Consider the following 16,419-nt stretch of genomic DNA (forward strand, 5'->3'; position numbering starts at 1 on the left):
CTCCGGACGGCCGTTCGCCGGATGCGGAGCCGGGGCGTTCGCGATCCACTCGGGCCATGAGCAGCGAACCGCCCCCCGGCTCCGGACAGCAGCCCCCGGAGGACGACCCGTTCAGGAAGCAGCCCCCGTCAGGCCAGGGGGCGGGCTCGCCGTACGACTCCCCGTACGGCGGTCAACAGCCCCCCTACGGCGGCGAGCAGCCCCCGTACGGCGGCCAGCCCCCGCCCCACGGCGGCGACCCGTACGGAGGCGGCGGCCACCCCCGAGACCCGCTCGCCGGGATGCCCCCGCTCGCGGACAGCGGCAAGCGCACGCTGGCCCGCATCATCGACATGATCCTGGTGGGCATCGTCGTCTGGCTGCTCACCTGGGGGTTCGGGGTGCGCGAGTACCAGATGAACGGCGACAGGATCGAGGTCGGCAAGTCGTTCGCGCAGTCGCTCATCGCCGCGGTGCTCTACGTCGCCTACGACACCGTCATGATCGCCAAGTCGGGCCAGACCCTCGGCAAGAAGTGGCTGCACATGCGGGTGGCCAACCTCGACAACGGCGCCACGCCCTCGGTGCAGAGCGCGCTGGTCCGCTCCCTGGTGCTGTGGGTGCCGTTCGCCTTCTGCTGCGCCTGCATCTGGACCGCGATCTCGGGCGGCTGGAGCTTCTTCGACAAGCCCTACAAGCAGGGTCTGCACGACAAGGCCGGCAAGACGGTGGTGGTCAGCACCGGTTGACGGCAGGCCGAGCCGGTCCCGGGGGAGTCAGCGAGCCGTGGGCTCGCGTATCGGCTCGACCGCTGCGGCCACCGGCTCCCGCGGCGCGGGCACCCGCTCCCCGGCCACCGCCTGGGCCGGGGCGGCGACCGTGCGCGGCTTCGGCAGGGGAGCCGTCCTGGCGACCAGGAGTCCCAGAGCGAGCGCCGCGAGGGCGATGACCGCGATCCCGAGGCCCGAACTCGTCTGTGACAGCAGCAGCATGGCGAGCGTCGAGAAGATCACGGTGCAGGAACCGTAGGCGAGCTGTGCGGCGGTCGGACGAGGCATGGCAATCGTGTCCTCGGAAGAATTGGGGGTGAGACGAGGCGCCGGCCTGTGTTTCCGCCGACTTCCGGGCGTTCCACCATTCGACTCTATTCGCCTGCATGCCCGAGTGGAACGGCCGGTAAGCGTGACCTAACCCACGGTACCGGTGCACGGGGGGCGCACGGAGTCATGGGGTCCAGTAAGTGGACGGAGTCGAGCGCCCGTTGAGTGAGGCGCGAGGTGTTCGCAAAGCGAACGCCCGCTCCGCATAGTGCACTTGTCCTGCTCAAGTCAAGGTCTGTCTTTTCTCTTAAACCTCTAGTCAAATGTCGTCACTTGACTACACGCGTTGATCAGGCGCGCACGGACCCTCCATGACCAGGACCCTCCTTCCGTGTGCGCGGGCGCGGGGGAGGAACTCAAGTGACCAGCAGAACCTGGACGTTCAGAGCGGCCGCCATCGGCGTCGCGCTCGCGGCGGCCTCCGCCACGTTCTCCGCCTTCGCCGTCGCGGAGGCGAGCACCACGGCCGGGTCGGCCGCCGCCAACCGGCACGACCCGGCGCCGGTGAAGCAGGAGGACCACGACCTCGACGGCCCGCTGAGCAAGACCCAGGCGGCCCAGCGCCAGGAGGCCCTCAATCAGGTCATATCCGGCGAGGCCGAGGTCAAGGACCGAAACGGCTCGCAGGTCGTCCGGCTCAAGAGCAGGAAGGGCGACAGCAAGTACGTCGAGCTCGGCCGCGAGAAGACCGACAAGATCTTCACGATCCTGGTGGAGTTCGGCGACAGGACCGACCCCAAGTACGGCGGTACCGCGGGCCCGCTGCACAACCGGATAGCCGCGCCGGACCGTACCAAGGACAACTCGACCGCCTGGCAGAAGGACTACGACCAGAAGCACTACCAGGACCTCTACTTCGGCACCGGCAAGAACGTCGAGTCGATGAAGAAGTTCTACGAGAAGGAGTCCTCGGGCCGCTACTCGGTCGAGGGCGAGGTCGCCGACTGGGTCAAGGTCCCCTACAACGAAGCCCGTTACGGCAACAACGCCTGCGGCTCCACCAACTGCCCGAGCGTGTGGAACGTGGTCAGCGACGGCGTGACCGCCTGGGTCGCCCAGCAGAAGGCGGCCGGCAGGACCGACGCGGCCATCAAGGCGGACCTGGCCGACTTCGACCAGTGGGACCGCTACGACTACGACGGGGACGGCAACTTCAACGAGCCCGACGGCTACATCGACCACTTCCAGATCGTGCACGCCGGTGAGGACGAGTCCGCGGGCGGCGGCGTCCAGGGCAAGGACGCCATCTGGGCCCACCGCTGGTACGCCTTCGGCACCGACGCGGGCGCCACCGGCCCGCAGAACAACAAGCTGGGCGGCACGCAGATCGGTGACACCGGCATCTGGGTCGGCGACTACACCATCCAGCCGGAGAACGGCGGCCTGGGCGTCTTCGCCCACGAGTACGGCCACGACCTCGGCCTGCCGGACCACTACGACACCACCGGCAACGGCGACAACTCCACCGGTTTCTGGACCCTGATGTCCTCCGGCTCCTGGCTCGGCCGGGGCAAGGACGCCATCGGTGACCTGCCGGGCGACTTCAGCGCCTGGGACAAGCTCCAGCTCGGCTGGCTCAACTACGACACGGCCAAGGCCGGCAAGCAGTCCACGCACAAGCTCGGCGTCGCCGAGTACAACACGTGGAACAAGCAGGCCCTCGTGGTCAACCTGCCGGACAAGGAGGTGACCACCACCGTCGTGACCCCGGCGCAGGGCTCGACCCAATGGTGGAGCGGCAGCGGTGACAACCTCAAGAACACGCTGACCCGTTCCGTCGACCTCACCGGCAAGTCCTCGGCCACGCTGAGCCTGGACGGCTACTACGACATCGAGGCCAACTACGACTTCCTCTACACGGAGGTCTCGACCGACGGCGGCGCCAACTGGACCGCTGTGGACGGCACGGTGGACGGTCAGCCCATCCCGCGCGACGCCAGCGACAAGCCGGCCCTGACCGGAACGGTCGACGGGTACAAGAAGCTGTCGTACTCCCTGGACGCCTACGCGGGCAAGAAGATCGACGTCCGCTTCCGCTACCAGACCGACGGCGGCGTGGCCCAGAAGGGCTTCGCGGGTGACGAGATCACGCTGACCGCGGACGGCGCGACCGTCTTCTCCGACAACGCCGAGAGCGCGGACGCGGCGTGGACGGCGAGCGGCTTCTCCCGGATCGGCGCGTCCTTCGCCAAGGACTACGCGCAGTACTACATCGCCGAGAACCGCCAGTACGTGTCGTACGACAAGACCCTCAAGGTCGGCCCGTACAACTTCGGCTTCTCGACGACCCGTCCGGACTGGGTGGAGCACTACCCGTACCAGAACGGCCTGCTGATCTGGAAGTGGGACACCTCCCAGGCGGACAACAACACCAGCGTCCACCCGGGCGCCGGCCTGATCCTCCCGGTCGACTCGCACCCGACCGCGCTGAAGTGGTCGGACGGCACGCTGATGCGCACCCGCATCCAGGCCTACGACTCCCCGTTCAGCCTGTACCGCACCGACGGCATCACGCTCCACAACGCGGACGTCGCGACGAAGATCAAGTCGTCGAAGGGCGTGTCGGTCTTCAACGACCACACCAGCACCTACTACGACCCCTCGACCCCGACCGCCGGTGTCAAGATCACTGACACCAACACCAGGATCAGGATCGTCAAGGAGGCCAAGGACGGCTCCACGATCTCGCTCAAGGTCGGCCCTGCGGTGAAGTAGTCTGCGTTTTCGCAGGTCAGAAGCGTATCGGCGGCAACCCCTTGGCGGGTTGCCGCCGATCGTGTTTAGGTGCGTCCTGTGGCTCGCTTATTGACACCGACCGAAACGGGGATGTGACCGCATGGCCGCAGGAGGTTTCTGCAAGCTGCCGAACGGCACGGTGGTGGTGGCGCTGAACCTGCCCCGCCCCACCGGCGACGACCCCGGCGGCGTGCGCGTGCTGGTCCACGCCCTCAACCGCGCCCGCGCCCTGACCAGGCTGCGCAACCTGGGCATGCGCGCGGTCTACCTGCGGGGCAACGCCGCCCCGCCGACCCCGGACGAGATCACCGCGGTCCTGCACCACCCCGACGGCCTGATATGGCGCACCGCCTCCGACAACGGTGTCACCTCGCCCGAGCTGGTGACGGAGCTGTGGCGGCCGATCAGGGCCCTGCTGAGACAGCCGGCGGCGCAGGCGTGAGACGAGGCAGGTCAGGAGGAGACGACCGGCTTGCCGGTCAGCTCCACCCCCGCCTCGCGCATCTCCTCCAGCGCCCGCTCGGTGGTCTCCGCGGCCACTCCGGCGGTCAGGTCGAGGAGCACCTGCGTACGGAAGCCCTCGCGGGCGGCGTCCAGGGCGGTGGCGCGCACGCAGTGGTCGGTGGCGATGCCCACCACGTCGACCTCGTCGATCCGGCGGGCCCGCAGCCAGTCGGCCAGGCCGACGCCGTTCTCGTCCGCGCCCTCGAAACCGCTGTACGCCGCCGCGTACGCCCCCTTGTCGAAGACGGCGTCGACCGCGCCCGAGGCGACGGCGGGGGCGAAGTTCGGGTGGAAGCCCACGCCCTCGGTGCCGGCGACGCAGTGCGCCGGCCAGGAGTGGACGAAGTCGGGGTTGTCGGCGAAGTGTCCGCCGGGCGCGATGTGGTGGTCGCGGGTGGCCACCACGTGCCGGTACCCGGCGGGGGCCTGCCCGATCAGCTCGGTGATGGCGGCGGCCACATCGGCACCCCCGGCCACCGCGAGGCTGCCCCCCTCGCAGAAGTCGTTCTGCACGTCTACGACGATCAAGGCGCGGCGCATGGTCGGTGTCCTTCGCTATGGGGTCTCGAGTGGGGAAGGGTGCGGGCCCGGCCGTGAACTACCGAGCCTAGAGACTTCACGCCGGGCGCGGGAGGGGGCACGGCCCGCGCGCGGGCGCGGGCCCCGCTCCGGTGTCGGACGACGGGGGCTCGGCTGCCCGATCACCCCTGGACGTACTCCGTCGGTATGACGGGTTCCCCGCGCGAGAGCTGGGTCGCCGACAGGGGCAGGTTGGCGCGGGCGGCCGCGTGCCGGTCGCGGGAGACGTCCAGGGGCTCACGGGCGACGATCTCGCCGCCCTTGACCAGCTCGACGAGGAGCTGGCGGTCGGCGAGCTCGCTCGGCACCGGGCCCGTGCCGACGACCTCGGCCTCGGCCACGCCGTACTCGTCGAGCCGCCGCGCGGCCCACTTGCGGCCGCCGATGGAGGTCTTGCCGCCGGAGGACTTCTTCGCCACCGGCACCAGCGGCGCCTTCGGGTCGTCGGACTCGGCGCGCGCGACCAGCTTGTAGACCATGGCGGCCGTCGGGTGCCCGGAACCGGTCACCAGCTGGGTGCCGACGCCGTACGCGTCCACCGGCGCCGCCGCGAGCGAGGCGATGGCGTACTCGTCCAGGTCCGAGGTCACGATGATCTTCGTGTGGGTCGCGCCCAGCTCGTCCAGCTGCTGCCGTACCCGGTACGCGACCAGCAGCAGGTCGCCGGAGTCGATGCGCACCGCGCCCAGCTCGGGCCCGGCGACCTCGACGGCCGTGCGGACCGCCTCGGTGACGTCGTACGTGTCCACGAGCAGGGTGGTGCCCCGGCCCAGCGAGTCGACCTGGGCCTGGAAGGCGTCCCGCTCGCGGTCGTGCAGCAGGGTGAAGGCGTGGGCGGAGGTGCCGACGGTCGGGATGTTGTAGCGGAAGCCCGCGGCGAGGTCGGAGGTGGAGGCGAAACCGCCGACGTACGCGGCACGGGCGGCGGCGACGGCGGACAGCTCGTGGGTGCGGCGGGCGCCCATCTCGATCAGCGGCCGGTCACCGGCGGCCGAGGACATCCGGGAGGCGGCGGCGGCGATCGCGGAGTCGTGGTTGAGGATCGACAGGATCACCGTCTCCAGCAGCACGCACTCGGCGAAGGAGCCCTCGACCCGCATCAGCGGCGAGCCCGGGAAGTACACCTCGCCCTCCGGGTAGCCCCAGATGTCACCCGAGAAGCGGTAGGCGGCGAGCCACGCCAGGGTCTCCTCGTCGACGATCCGCCGCTCGCGCAGGAAGCCGAGGACGCCCGCGTCGAAGCGGAAGTTCTCCACCGCGTCCAGCACCCGGCCGACCCCCGCCAGCACGCCGTAGCGGCGGCCGTCCGGCAGGCGCCGGGTGAAGACCTCGAACACGCTGCGCCGTCCGGCGGTACCCGCCTTCAGAGCGGCCTGCAGCATCGTCAGCTCGTACTGGTCGGTGAAGAGCGCCGTCGAGGGAACGTCCACCGGCAGCCCAAGGTCCGCTACGTCCACGAAAGTTCTCCTAGTCACGACTCTCCGGGCGCCCCCGACGTCCGCCGGGGGTCCGGGGGTTGTTCCCCGGTGTATGCGGCATGGCCATGGATGGTACTCCTATTTCGTCAGTGTGACGATTTCTGGCGTGCGTGGCAGCATGGGCCATGTGACGTCACCCGCTCCCGTAGAGATCGAACGCACCGAGTCGGCGGAGGAGGTCTTCGCCGTACCCGAGCCGGACGTCCCCTGGGTCACGATCGTGCACAACGACCCGGTCAACCTCATGAGCTATGTGACGTACGTCTTCCAGACGTACTTCGGGTACACCAAGGACAAGGCCACCAAGCTCATGCTCGACGTCCACCACAAGGGCCGGGCGGTCGTCTCCAGCGGCAGTCGTGAGGAGATGGAACGCGACGTGCAGGCGATGCACGGCTACGGTCTGTGGGCCACCCTCCAGCAGGACCGGAAGTAGACCGGAGTAAACGACCTCACTGATGCCCGGAACCTTCGAACCGATCCCCGGTGGCGGCGCGGCCGTCGCGCTCGACGACGTCGAGATCTCCATCATCCGGTCGCTGGCCGTCCAGCTCCTGGAACTCATCGGCCCAGGCCCCGCCGAGGACGCCCCCGGCGACCCGCTCGCCGAGCTGTTCGCCGAGGGTCCGAGCGAGCCGCCCGCCGATCCGGTGCTCAAGCGCCTCTTCCCGGACGCCTACTGCGACCCGGAGGAGACCTCCGCCTCGCCGAAGGAGGCCGAGGAGCGGCGGGCGTACTCCTCCGAGTTCCGCCGCTTCACCGAGAACGACCTGCGGGCCGGCAAGCGGGACAACGCGCTCGCGGTGATCCGCTCCCTGGACGCGCTGACGGCCGCCGGCGAGGGCGGGGCGGTGCTCAGGCTGAGCCCCGAGGAGTCCCGCCGGTGGCTGGGCGCCCTCAACGACCTGCGGCTGGCGATAGGGGCCCGGCTGGAGATCGCCGACGAGGACGACACCGATCTGCTCTACCGGCTGCCGGACGAGGACCCGCGCAAGCCGATGGTGATGGCGTACCTGTGGCTGGGCGGGTTGCAGGAGACGCTCGTGGCGACCCTGATGCCCTGATTCATCCGCATGAGTTGTTCGCTCAGCGGACGCTCAAATCCGGATAACGATCGCGTTACCGTTGCGGCCTGCTTTGCCGCGTTCGAGCGCTCTTTGTCCCCTTTTCCCCGTGGGGTGCGCCACATCCCGCCCGTGTGATCAATATTGCGGCCGTGATAAATCTTCACGACCGCCCGGCGAACACCACCCATGTTCCGCCGGGTGCGCCACCGAGCCGGTGACCGCCGGCCAGGCACGACTCCAGTCATCCGGGGGGATCGAAACCCGATCCGAGGCCGACGAAAGGCCCGGGTCGGCATGGAGAAAGGCGCACCACACATGACCTCTTCGAAGGTCACCGAAGCCCCCGAAGAGGGGTACGAGCGCGGGCTCGGCAGCCGTCAGGTCCAGATGATCGCGATCGGCGGTGCCATCGGCGTCGGCCTGTTCCTGGGAGCCGGGGCGAACATCGCCAAGGCCGGTCCCAGCCTCATCCTGATGTACGCCCTCGCGGGCGCGATCGTCTTCTTCATCATGCGGGCGCTCGGTGAGCTGCTGCTCTACCGTCCCGTATCGGGCTCCTTCGCGGAGTACTCCCGCGAGTTCCTCGGCCCGTTCTTCGGCTACTTCACCGGCTGGACGTACTGGCTGATGTGGGTGGTGACCGGCATGGCCGAGCTGACGGCCGCCGCGATCTACGTGAAACACTGGTTCCCGGCCATCCCGCAGTGGGTGACGGCACTGGTCTTCCTCGTCGTGCTGTTCGTGGCCAACCTGATCTCGGTCAAGCTGTTCGGCGAGATCGAGTTCTGGTTCTCCATGGTCAAGGTCACCGCACTGATCGGCATGATCGTGATCGGCCTGGGCGTGCTCACCTTCGGCTTCAGCTCCGCCGGCGACACCGCCGCGGTCTCCAACCTGTGGGCCTTCGACGGCTTCTTCCCCAAGGGCATCGGCTCGTCCCTGATGACCCTGCAGGGCGTCATGTTCGCCTACCTCGCCGTGGAACTGGTCGGCGTCACCGCCGGTGAGTCGGAGAACCCGGAGAAGACCCTCCCCAAGGCGATCAACACCCTGCCCTGGCGCATCGCCCTGTTCTACGTCGGCGCCCTCACCGTCATCCTGTGCGTGGTGAAGTGGACCGAGTTCGCGGAGGGCGTCAGCCCCTTCGTGAAGGCGTTCGCCATGATCGGCATCCCGGCCGGCGCGGGCATCGTCAACTTCGTGGTGCTCACCGCGGCCCTGTCGTCCTGCAACTCCGGCATGTACTCCACGGGCCGCATGCTGCGCACCCTCGCGGACAACGGCGAGGCCCCCCGGGTCTTCAGCAGGCTGTCGGCCTCCAAGACCCCGGCGCTCGGCATCACGGTCTCGGTCGCCTTCATGGCCATCGGTGTGGTCCTCAACTACATCGTCCCGGAGAAGGCCTTCGGCTACGTCACCTCCGTCGCCACCGCGGCCGGCATCTGGACCTGGCTGATGATCCTGGTCAGCCACGTCCTCTACCGCCGCGCGGTGAACGCCGGACGACTGCCCGCCTCCTCCTTCCCGGCGCCGGGCGGCGCGGTGTGCAGCTGGATCGCCATCGTCTTCCTGCTCTTCGTCACCGGCCTGATCGCGTACGACGCCGACTCCCGCGTCTGCCTCTACGTGATGGCCGGCTGGGCCGTCGCCCTCGGCATCGGCTGGGCGGCCCTCAAGGCCCGCAACCCGCAGGTCACCGAGCGCCGCGAGCAGCCGGTGCCGGAGAAGGTCGGCTGACCCCACCGAAGGACGTCCTGCCGCGGCGAGCACTCGTGGCGCCCCCCGCGGCAGCCGCTCAGGACGTCCGGCATATGGGCCGCCCCGTACCGCCCCTCGGTACGGGGCGGCCCCTTTGCTTATCCTGACCAGCATGCTGACCCTGACCCAGGCCCTCTACGACCAGATCGTCGCCCACGCCCGCGAGGACCACCCCGACGAGGCGTGCGGCGTGGTCGCCGGACCGGCGGGCTCCGGCCGGCCCGAGCGCTTCATCCCGATGCTCAACGCGGCCCGCTCGCCCACCTTCTACGAGTTCGACTCGCAGGACCTCCTCAAGCTCTACCGCGAGATGGACGACAACGACGAGGAGCCGGTGATCATCTACCACTCCCACACGGCGACCGAGGCGTACCCGTCCCGCACCGACATCTCCTACGCCAACGAGCCGGGCGCGCACTACGTCCTGGTGTCGACGGCGGACACCGACGGCACGGGGGAGTTCCAGTTCCGCTCGTTCCGGATCATCGAGGGCGAGGTCACGGAAGAAGAGGTCAAGGTCGTGGAGACCTACTGATCCCGCGATCCGGTCAGAATCCATCCACGATGCGAGATCACATTCCTGGACCGGGACCGGGAATCGATACGATGAGCCCATGGTTTTCCACGACGTGAGCGACAAGACGCCGGGCATGCTGCTCGTGGCGCGGCTGCACGTCGACCTGTGCAGGCTGAACAGCGCCATCTGTTGACGCCCCCTGCCGCCGTACGGCCGTGAGCCGCGGCGCTCCCCCAGTGCCGAAAGCCTGGGGGGATCCCCATCGCGCGCCCCCCCCCGAACCGACGACACTCTTCCGACAGGAGCCCGCAACCATGGCCATCGAGGTCCGCATCCCCACCATCCTCCGCCAGTACACCGACGGTCAGAAGGCCGTGGAAGGCACCGGGGAGACCCTCGCCGAGCTGTTCGCCGACCTCGAGACCCGGCATCCGGGCATCCAGGCCCGCATCGTGGACGGCGAGCAGCTGCGCCGCTTCGTCAACGTCTACCTCAACGACGAGGACGTCCGCTTCCTCGACAGCATCAACACCAAGCTGTCCGACGGCGACAACGTGACGATCCTGCCCGCCGTCGCCGGCGGCATGTCCTGATCGGCCCCTGATCACCGATGCGCTACGACTCCCCGCTGGCCGCGGTGGGCAACACCCCCCTGGTGCGCCTGCCGCGGCTCTCGCCGTCCCCCGAGGTCCGTATCTGGGCCAAGCTGGAGGACCGCAACCCGACCGGCTCGGTCAAGGACCGTCCCGCGCTGCACATGATCGAGCAGGCGGAGAAGGACGGCCGCCTGACCCCCGGCTGCACCATCCTGGAGCCGACCTCCGGCAACACCGGCATCTCACTGGCCATGGCGGCCAAGCTCAAGGGCTACCGCATGGTGTGCGTGATGCCGGAGAACACCTCGCAGGAACGCCGGGACCTGCTCGGCATGTGGGGCGCCGAGATCATCTCCTCCCCGGCGGCCGGCGGCTCCAACACCGCCGTACGCGTCGCCAAGGAACTGGCCGCCGAGCACCCCGACTGGGTGATGCTCTACCAGTACGGCAACCCGCACAACGCGGGCGCCCACTACGCCACGACCGGGCCGGAGATCCTCGCCGACCTCCCCTCCATCACCCACTTCGTCGCGGGCCTCGGCACCACCGGCACCCTGATGGGTGTGGGCCGCTACCTCCGCGAGCACAAGCCGGACGTCAGGATCGTCGCCGCCGAACCGCGCTACGACGACCTGGTGTACGGCCTGCGCAACCTCGACGACGGCTTCGTACCGGAGCTGTACGACGCCTCCGTCCTGACCACCCGCTTCTCGGTCGGCTCCGCCGACGCGGTCACCCGCACCCGTGAACTCCTCCAGCAGGAGGGCATCTTCGCGGGCGTCTCCACCGGCGCCGCCCTGCACGCGGCGATCGGCGTCGGCCGGAAGGCCGTCAAGGCGGGCGAGAGCGCCGACATCGTCTTCATCGTGGCCGACGGCGGCTGGAAGTACCTCTCGACCGGCGTCTACACGGCGGCCACCACCGAGGAGGCCATCGAGACGCTCCAGGGCCAGCTCTGGGCATAGGGCTCACCACCGAAGCGCCAACCCCCTCCTGTGAGGGGGCCAAGCGCTGCCCACGGGGCGGCAAGGAACCCCGTTGGGGTGCTCCACCCCGTACGTCTGCACCGCGACCACCGGCTGCGACGGCCCGACCGGCACACCGCCGCCGAACGGAGGGCCCCGGCCGTGATCGGCCGGGGCCCTCCGTGGATCCGGATGCGCGTCCGGTACGTCACATCCGCAGCAGGTCCGGTCCCAGCGGAAAGGCGGGCACCACATGCGCCGTACGACGCTCCACCGCACATCCGCCGTCGCCGTCGCGGCGCTGCTCCTCGCCGGCTGCGGCTCGCAGGGCGGGGGAGACAACGCCGGGAGCGGGTCGGTGCCGCCGGCCCCGAGCGACTCGGCGTCCCGGAGCACGGCGCCGTCAGCATCGCCGTCCGCGTCCCCGACCCGGTCCTGCACCCCCCGCACCCAGCTCGGCGTCGCCGACAACGGCCGTACCGTCTGCCTCGCCAAGGGGCAGATGATCCGGCTCACCCTGGACGGCACCAAGGACCGCCCCTGGAAGCCGGTCACCGCCGACGGCGGCGCGCTGAAGGCCGCCAACCCGGGGTTCGTCCTCCAGCCGGGCGACGCCGTCGCCGCGTTCGAGGCGGTCGCGCCCGGCACGGCCCACCTGACCTCGTCCCGGCCGCTGTGCGCGAGCCGCCCCGGCCAGGTGTCCTGCAAGGGCATCCAGGGCTGGACGGTCACCGTGCAGGTCCGCTGAGGCGGGTGCTCAGCCCGCCAGGTGCCGCACCTGGTCCCACAGGACCGGGTCCACCACGCCCACCCGGCGCCGGAAGTCCCAGACGTGTACGTGCCGCAGCTCGTCCGTCTCCAGGAAACTGGGCCGCCCGTGCGCGTCGCCGACCGAGCCCGGCGGGAGGGGGATCACCCCGGACCGCTCGTCGTGGTACTTGCTGGTGATCTTCGCGACGGTCGCCCGGTTGCCGCGCACCGCCAGCACCAGGCAGGGCCGCTCCTTGCCACCCCGGCCGTCCTCGTAGGGGACGTTGGCCCACCAGATGTCCCCGGGGTGCGGGCGGGCCGGCTGCCCGCGGAATCCCTCGGGGCGGCCCGGCGGGCGGGTCCTGCGCCCCGGCGGACGGTGGCCCCGCCCCCATCCGTCGACGAGCGTGGCGACCAGCGCGAGCAGTACCACCGCCGCGAGCGCCAGCCACCAGGACGTGTCCATACGGATGACGTTACCGGCGTGCGATTCCCATCGCGCGCCCTCTCGTAAGCCTTTTGCGCCCCGGGTCCAGCCGAACTGGTGACAGCACAGGTGAGTTCGCCCACAACGGCCCCTGGCGGAGGAGCGACCGGCGCTTTTGCGCCTTACGCTCGACAAACCGCACGACCCTCGTCAGCCCCCTTTTTCGCCCCCTTCCGTTCCTTCCCGCCAACGGAGGTTTCTGCTTCATGAAGCTCACCGTCGTCGGCTGCTCGGGGTCGTTCCCGTCCGCGGAATCGGCCTGCTCGAGCTACCTCGTCGAGGCCGACGGCTTCCGGCTGCTCCTCGACATGGGCAACGGCGCCCTCGGCGAGCTGCAGCGCCACTGCGGTCTCTACGACCTCGACGCGATCTTCCTCAGCCATCTGCACGTCGATCACTGCATCGACATGTGCGCGTACTTCGTGGCGCGCTACTACCGGCACGACGGCGGTCGCTGCGACCCGCTCCCGGTCTACGGACCCGAGGGCACGGAACACCGGCTCACCACCGCCTACGCCGACACCCCCACCGCCTCCTCCATGAGCGAGGTCTTCGACTTCCACACGGTCAAGCCGTCCACGTTCGACCTCGGCCCGTTCACCGTGCACACCGAGAAGGTGCGCCACCCCGTGGAGGCGTACGGCATCCGCATCGAGCACGGCGGGAAGTCCCTGACGTACTCCGGCGACACCGGCGTCACCGAGACACTGGACGCGCTGGCCCGGGACACCGACCTCTTCCTGTGCGAGGCCGCGTTCACGCACGGCAAGGAGAGCATCCCCGACCTGCACCTCAACGGCCGGGAGGCGGGCGAGACAGCCGCCCGCGCGGGCGCCCGGCGCCTGGTCCTCACCCACATCCCGCCCTGGACCGACCCGCAGGTCAACCTGGCCGACGCGCGCGCGGTCTTCGACGGGCCGGTGGAGCTGGCGGTGCCGAGGGCGACGTACGAGATCTGAAACCCCCCATGCACACGGCGGCCCCGGAACGGAAACGTTCCGGGGCCGCCGCACGGGTGCGGGTGAGGACCTACTTGGCCTCCGCCTTCTGCAGTTCCGCCAGCTCCTCGTCGGACTCGCGGCCCGGCGTCGGCAGGTTGAACCTGATGATCGCGAAACGGAAGACCGCGTAGTAGACCACCGCGAAGCACAGGCCCACCAGGACCAGGCCCAAGGGGTTGGTCGCGATGCCGAAGTTCAACCCGAAATCGACCACGCCCGCCGAGAAACCGAAGCCGTCCTTCATACCCAGCGCCCAGGTCAGCGCCAGCGAGATACCGGTGAGGACCGCGTGGATGGCGTACAGGACCGGCGCGATGAACATGAACGTGAACTCGATCGGCTCGGTCACACCGGTCACGAACGACGTCAGTGCGATCGAGAACATCATGCCGCCGACCACCTTGCGGCGCTCCGGACGGGCACAGTGCACCATGGCCAGACACGCCGCCGGGAGGCCGAACATCATGATCGGGAAGAAGCCCGTCATGAACTGCCCGGCGCTCGGGTCACCGGCCAGGAAGCGCGCGATGTCGCCGCTCTTGCCGTGATAGTCGCCCGCCTGGAGCCACGGGAACGAGTTCAGCAGATGGTGCATGCCGATCGGGATCAGCGCACGGTTGGCCACACCGAAGATGCCGGCCCCGACCGCGCCCGACTTCACCAGCCACTCACCGAGGTTGTGCAGCCCCGTGCCGAGGACCGGCCAGATGTAGCCGAAGACGATGCCGATGACCAGACCCGCGAACGCCGACAGGATCGGCACCAGACGCCGGCCGCCGAAGAAACCGGCCCAGTCCGGCAGCTTCGTACGGTAGAAGCGCTGGTAGAGCAGCGCGACCACGAGGCCCATCACCACACCGCCGAGGACCTTGGCGTCCACCGGGGCGTTCACCATGGCGACCTTGCCGTCGACGACCGTCGCCACCTTCGGCAGGTTCTTGTCGGTGAAGGTGGCCAGCACGTTCTTGAAGACCAGGTAACCGACGACCGCGGCGAGCGCCGTGGAGCCGTCCGACTTCTTCGCGAAGCCGATGGCGATGCCCACCGCGAACAGCAGCGCCATGTTGTCGAGGATCGCGTTCCCGCCGGCGGCCATGAAGCCCGCTATCTTGGTCAGGAACGTGGGGAAGGACGGGCGTCCCAGCATGTCGGTGTTGCCGAGGCGCACCAGGAGGGCGGCGGCGGGCAGGACCGCCACCGGCAGCATGAGGCTGCGGCCGATGCGCTGCAGAACAGCCATCACGCCGACGCCCTTCTTCTTCTCGGCCGCGGGAGCGGCGCTGGCCGTGGTCACAACTTCCTCCAAGTGGGCATGGCGCCGCCCCGGGGCGTGGGGAGGGAGGACGGCGGCGTCTCTGGTCTACACCACTCAGTGGTGTAGACCTGTTGTAGCAGATGAAGGCGGTATAAGGAACCCACGATTCCCGTTACCGCCGCGCTACGCGCCGTACCCCCGAACCCGCTTACGCCCCGGTGACGCCGTGTTCCGTTTCGCGGTCACGGCGTTCGGCCTGAGGGCTCCGGTGCGGGAGCGGCGGGATGAGAGCGAGACGGCGGCGAAACACAGACCGATCGGACTGCAAGCCCTGGAAAAGGGCCGGGCTTGGCCATCGTCGGCCAACTGGTGTAGACCAGTCGACGTACCGGTTCGGTTCGCTGCTGTGATCGCCGTCATTCGATACACACGACATGACCGCTCGCAAAGCTGAGCCAACCATGGATTACTGCGGCATAACGCTTCGGACCAGGCAATTCAGGGAGACGGAACATGGCCAGCAAGGCTGAGAAGATCGTCGCCGGGCTCGGCGGCATCGACAACATCGAAGAAATCGAAGGCTGCATCACCCGACTGCGCACCGAGGTCGCCGACCCCTCGCTCGTCGACGAAACCGCCCTGAAAGCCGCCGGCGCCCACGGCGTCGTCAAAATGGGCACCGCCATCCAGGTCGTCATCGGCACCGACGCCGACCCGATCGCCGCCGAGATCGAAGACATGATGTGAACATCCAGCACCCTCACCCCTGAGGCGCTCCTCCCCACGCGGGAGGAGCCCCATCCCCATCGGCGGCTAGGCTCATCGCCATGTCTCGAATCGACGGCCGCACCCCCGAACAGCTCCGCCCCGTCACCATCGAACGCGGCTGGAGCAAGCACGCCGAGGGCTCCGTCCTCGTCTCCTTCGGCGACACCAAGGTCTTCTGCACCGCCTCCGTCACCGAAGGGGTCCCCCGCTGGCGCAAGGGCAGCGGCGAGGGCTGGATCACCGCCGAGTACGCCATGCTGCCCCGCTCCACCAACACCCGCGGCGACCGCGAGTCCGTCAAAGGCCGGATCGGCGGCCGCACCCACGAGATCAGCCGCCTCATCGGCCGCTCCCTACGCGCGGTCATCGACTACAAGGCGCTCGGCGAGAACACCATCGTCCTGGACTGCGACGTCCTCCAGGCCGACGGCGGCACCCGCACGGCCGCCATCACCGGCGCCTACGTCGCCCTCGCCGACGCCGTCGCCTGGGCACAGGGCAAGAAACTCATCAAAGCAGGCCGCCAGCCGCTCACCGGCACCGTCTCCGCGGTCTCGGTCGGCATCGTCGGCGGAGTCCCCCTCCTGGACCTCTGCTACGAGGAGGACGTCAAGGCCGAGACCGACATGAACGTGGTTTGCACCGGCGACGGCCGCTTCGTCGAGGTCCAGGGCACCGCCGAGGCCGAACCCTTCGCTCGCGACGAGCTCAACGCCCTCCTCGACCTCGCCGTCGCCGGCTGCACCGAACTGGCCGAACTGCAGCGCAAAGCACTCGAAACAGTGCTCGCCAAGTAAAAAGACCGCCAAGCCGGCCGGCCGGCACACGCAACCCGGCCGCCCGCCCCCGCGTCCCTACGAATATCAACTCAGGCCTCCC

General features: G+C 69.3%; 19 protein-coding genes. 14 read left to right on the forward strand and 5 right to left on the reverse strand.

Going from position 1 to position 16,419, the window contains the following annotated elements; genetic code table 11:
- Positions 1 to 56 precede the first annotated feature (56 nt).
- Positions 57 to 728, forward strand: coding sequence for an RDD family protein (locus ACIBBH_RS18390; protein ID WP_399405715.1), 672 nt, complete (start codon positions 57 to 59; stop codon positions 726 to 728).
- A 27-nt stretch (positions 729 to 755) separates the two neighbouring features.
- Here the strand turns inward: ACIBBH_RS18390 and ACIBBH_RS18395 are convergent, their stop codons facing one another.
- Entirely contained in the window at positions 756 to 1,037 is a 282-nt protein-coding gene (locus ACIBBH_RS18395; protein WP_399405717.1) for a hypothetical protein, read from the reverse strand.
- Between the two features lie 402 nt (positions 1,038 to 1,439).
- On the opposite strand from ACIBBH_RS18395, the gene ACIBBH_RS18400 reads away from it, so the two are divergent.
- Both ACIBBH_RS18400 and ACIBBH_RS18405 read left to right on the forward strand, forming a co-directional pair.
- Positions 1,440 to 3,794, forward strand: a complete 2,355-nt coding sequence (locus ACIBBH_RS18400) for an immune inhibitor A domain-containing protein (RefSeq protein WP_399405719.1) — start codon at positions 1,440 to 1,442, stop codon at positions 3,792 to 3,794.
- Between the two features lie 121 nt (positions 3,795 to 3,915).
- The gene (locus tag ACIBBH_RS18405; RefSeq protein WP_399405721.1) at positions 3,916 to 4,257 is read left to right on the forward strand and encodes a hypothetical protein; all 342 of its coding nucleotides are present in this window, start codon (positions 3,916 to 3,918) and stop codon (positions 4,255 to 4,257) included.
- An 11-nt stretch (positions 4,258 to 4,268) separates the two neighbouring features.
- On the opposite strand, the gene ACIBBH_RS18410 is transcribed toward ACIBBH_RS18405, so the two are convergent.
- Positions 4,269 to 4,859: a nicotinamidase gene (locus tag ACIBBH_RS18410; RefSeq protein ID WP_399405723.1), complete on the reverse strand. Its 591-nt coding sequence runs from the start codon at positions 4,857 to 4,859 to the stop codon at positions 4,269 to 4,271.
- A gap of 161 nt (positions 4,860 to 5,020) precedes the next feature.
- Positions 5,021 to 6,355: a nicotinate phosphoribosyltransferase gene (locus ACIBBH_RS18415; protein ID WP_399405725.1), complete on the reverse strand. Its 1,335-nt coding sequence runs from the start codon at positions 6,353 to 6,355 to the stop codon at positions 5,021 to 5,023.
- 139 nt (positions 6,356 to 6,494) lie between these two features.
- Between ACIBBH_RS18415 and clpS the strand changes: the two genes are divergently transcribed.
- From clpS to ACIBBH_RS18455, 8 genes are all read left to right on the forward strand, one after another.
- A complete protein-coding gene (gene clpS / locus ACIBBH_RS18420; RefSeq protein ID WP_384469152.1) occupies positions 6,495 to 6,812 on the forward strand; it encodes an ATP-dependent Clp protease adapter ClpS in 318 nt (105 codons plus the stop codon).
- A gap of 22 nt (positions 6,813 to 6,834) precedes the next feature.
- Positions 6,835 to 7,440: a DUF2017 domain-containing protein gene (locus ACIBBH_RS18425; RefSeq protein ID WP_399405727.1), complete on the forward strand. Its 606-nt coding sequence runs from the start codon at positions 6,835 to 6,837 to the stop codon at positions 7,438 to 7,440.
- A 318-nt stretch (positions 7,441 to 7,758) separates the two neighbouring features.
- Entirely contained in the window at positions 7,759 to 9,180 is a 1,422-nt protein-coding gene (locus tag ACIBBH_RS18430; RefSeq protein WP_399405729.1) for an amino acid permease, read from the forward strand.
- Positions 9,181 to 9,313: 133 nt separating this feature from the next.
- Positions 9,314 to 9,736, forward strand: a complete 423-nt coding sequence (locus tag ACIBBH_RS18435; RefSeq protein WP_399405731.1) for a Mov34/MPN/PAD-1 family protein — start codon at positions 9,314 to 9,316, stop codon at positions 9,734 to 9,736.
- 79 nt (positions 9,737 to 9,815) lie between these two features.
- Complete coding sequence (locus tag ACIBBH_RS18440; protein WP_348638506.1) at positions 9,816 to 9,911, forward strand: putative leader peptide; 96 nt, start codon at positions 9,816 to 9,818, stop codon at positions 9,909 to 9,911.
- 121 nt (positions 9,912 to 10,032) lie between these two features.
- Positions 10,033 to 10,311 (forward strand): MoaD/ThiS family protein, encoded by a 279-nt coding sequence (locus ACIBBH_RS18445; RefSeq protein WP_399405733.1) that lies wholly within the window; start codon positions 10,033 to 10,035, stop codon positions 10,309 to 10,311.
- Between the two features lie 17 nt (positions 10,312 to 10,328).
- Positions 10,329 to 11,279 carry a PLP-dependent cysteine synthase family protein gene (locus ACIBBH_RS18450; RefSeq protein ID WP_399405735.1) on the forward strand — a complete coding sequence of 317 codons (951 nt, stop codon included), beginning with the start codon at positions 10,329 to 10,331 and terminating at the stop codon, positions 11,277 to 11,279.
- A gap of 253 nt (positions 11,280 to 11,532) precedes the next feature.
- Entirely contained in the window at positions 11,533 to 12,027 is a 495-nt protein-coding gene (locus tag ACIBBH_RS18455) for a hypothetical protein (RefSeq protein ID WP_399405737.1), read from the forward strand.
- Positions 12,028 to 12,036: 9 nt separating this feature from the next.
- Here ACIBBH_RS18455 and ACIBBH_RS18460 read toward each other — a convergent pair whose 3' ends face one another.
- Positions 12,037 to 12,495 carry a type II toxin-antitoxin system PemK/MazF family toxin gene (locus ACIBBH_RS18460; RefSeq protein WP_399405739.1) on the reverse strand — a complete coding sequence of 153 codons (459 nt, stop codon included), beginning with the start codon at positions 12,493 to 12,495 and terminating at the stop codon, positions 12,037 to 12,039.
- Positions 12,496 to 12,722: 227 nt separating this feature from the next.
- Here ACIBBH_RS18460 and ACIBBH_RS18465 point away from each other — a divergent pair, with 227 nt between their 5' ends.
- Entirely contained in the window at positions 12,723 to 13,475 is a 753-nt protein-coding gene (locus ACIBBH_RS18465) for an MBL fold metallo-hydrolase (protein ID WP_399405741.1), read from the forward strand.
- A gap of 70 nt (positions 13,476 to 13,545) precedes the next feature.
- Here ACIBBH_RS18465 and ACIBBH_RS18470 read toward each other — a convergent pair whose 3' ends face one another.
- Positions 13,546 to 14,811: a PTS transporter subunit EIIC gene (locus ACIBBH_RS18470; RefSeq protein ID WP_399405742.1), complete on the reverse strand. Its 1,266-nt coding sequence runs from the start codon at positions 14,809 to 14,811 to the stop codon at positions 13,546 to 13,548.
- 474 nt (positions 14,812 to 15,285) lie between these two features.
- Between ACIBBH_RS18470 and ACIBBH_RS18475 the strand changes: the two genes are divergently transcribed.
- Positions 15,286 to 15,519, forward strand: a complete 234-nt coding sequence (locus ACIBBH_RS18475) for a glucose PTS transporter subunit EIIB (RefSeq protein WP_399405744.1) — start codon at positions 15,286 to 15,288, stop codon at positions 15,517 to 15,519.
- Positions 15,520 to 15,599: 80 nt separating this feature from the next.
- Positions 15,600 to 16,337: a ribonuclease PH gene (gene rph, locus ACIBBH_RS18480; RefSeq protein WP_399405746.1), complete on the forward strand. Its 738-nt coding sequence runs from the start codon at positions 15,600 to 15,602 to the stop codon at positions 16,335 to 16,337.
- Positions 16,338 to 16,419 lie beyond the last annotated feature (82 nt).

This window comes from Streptomyces sp. NPDC051636 (assembly GCF_044453765.1).
GTDB lineage: Bacteria > Actinomycetota > Actinomycetes > Streptomycetales > Streptomycetaceae > Streptomyces.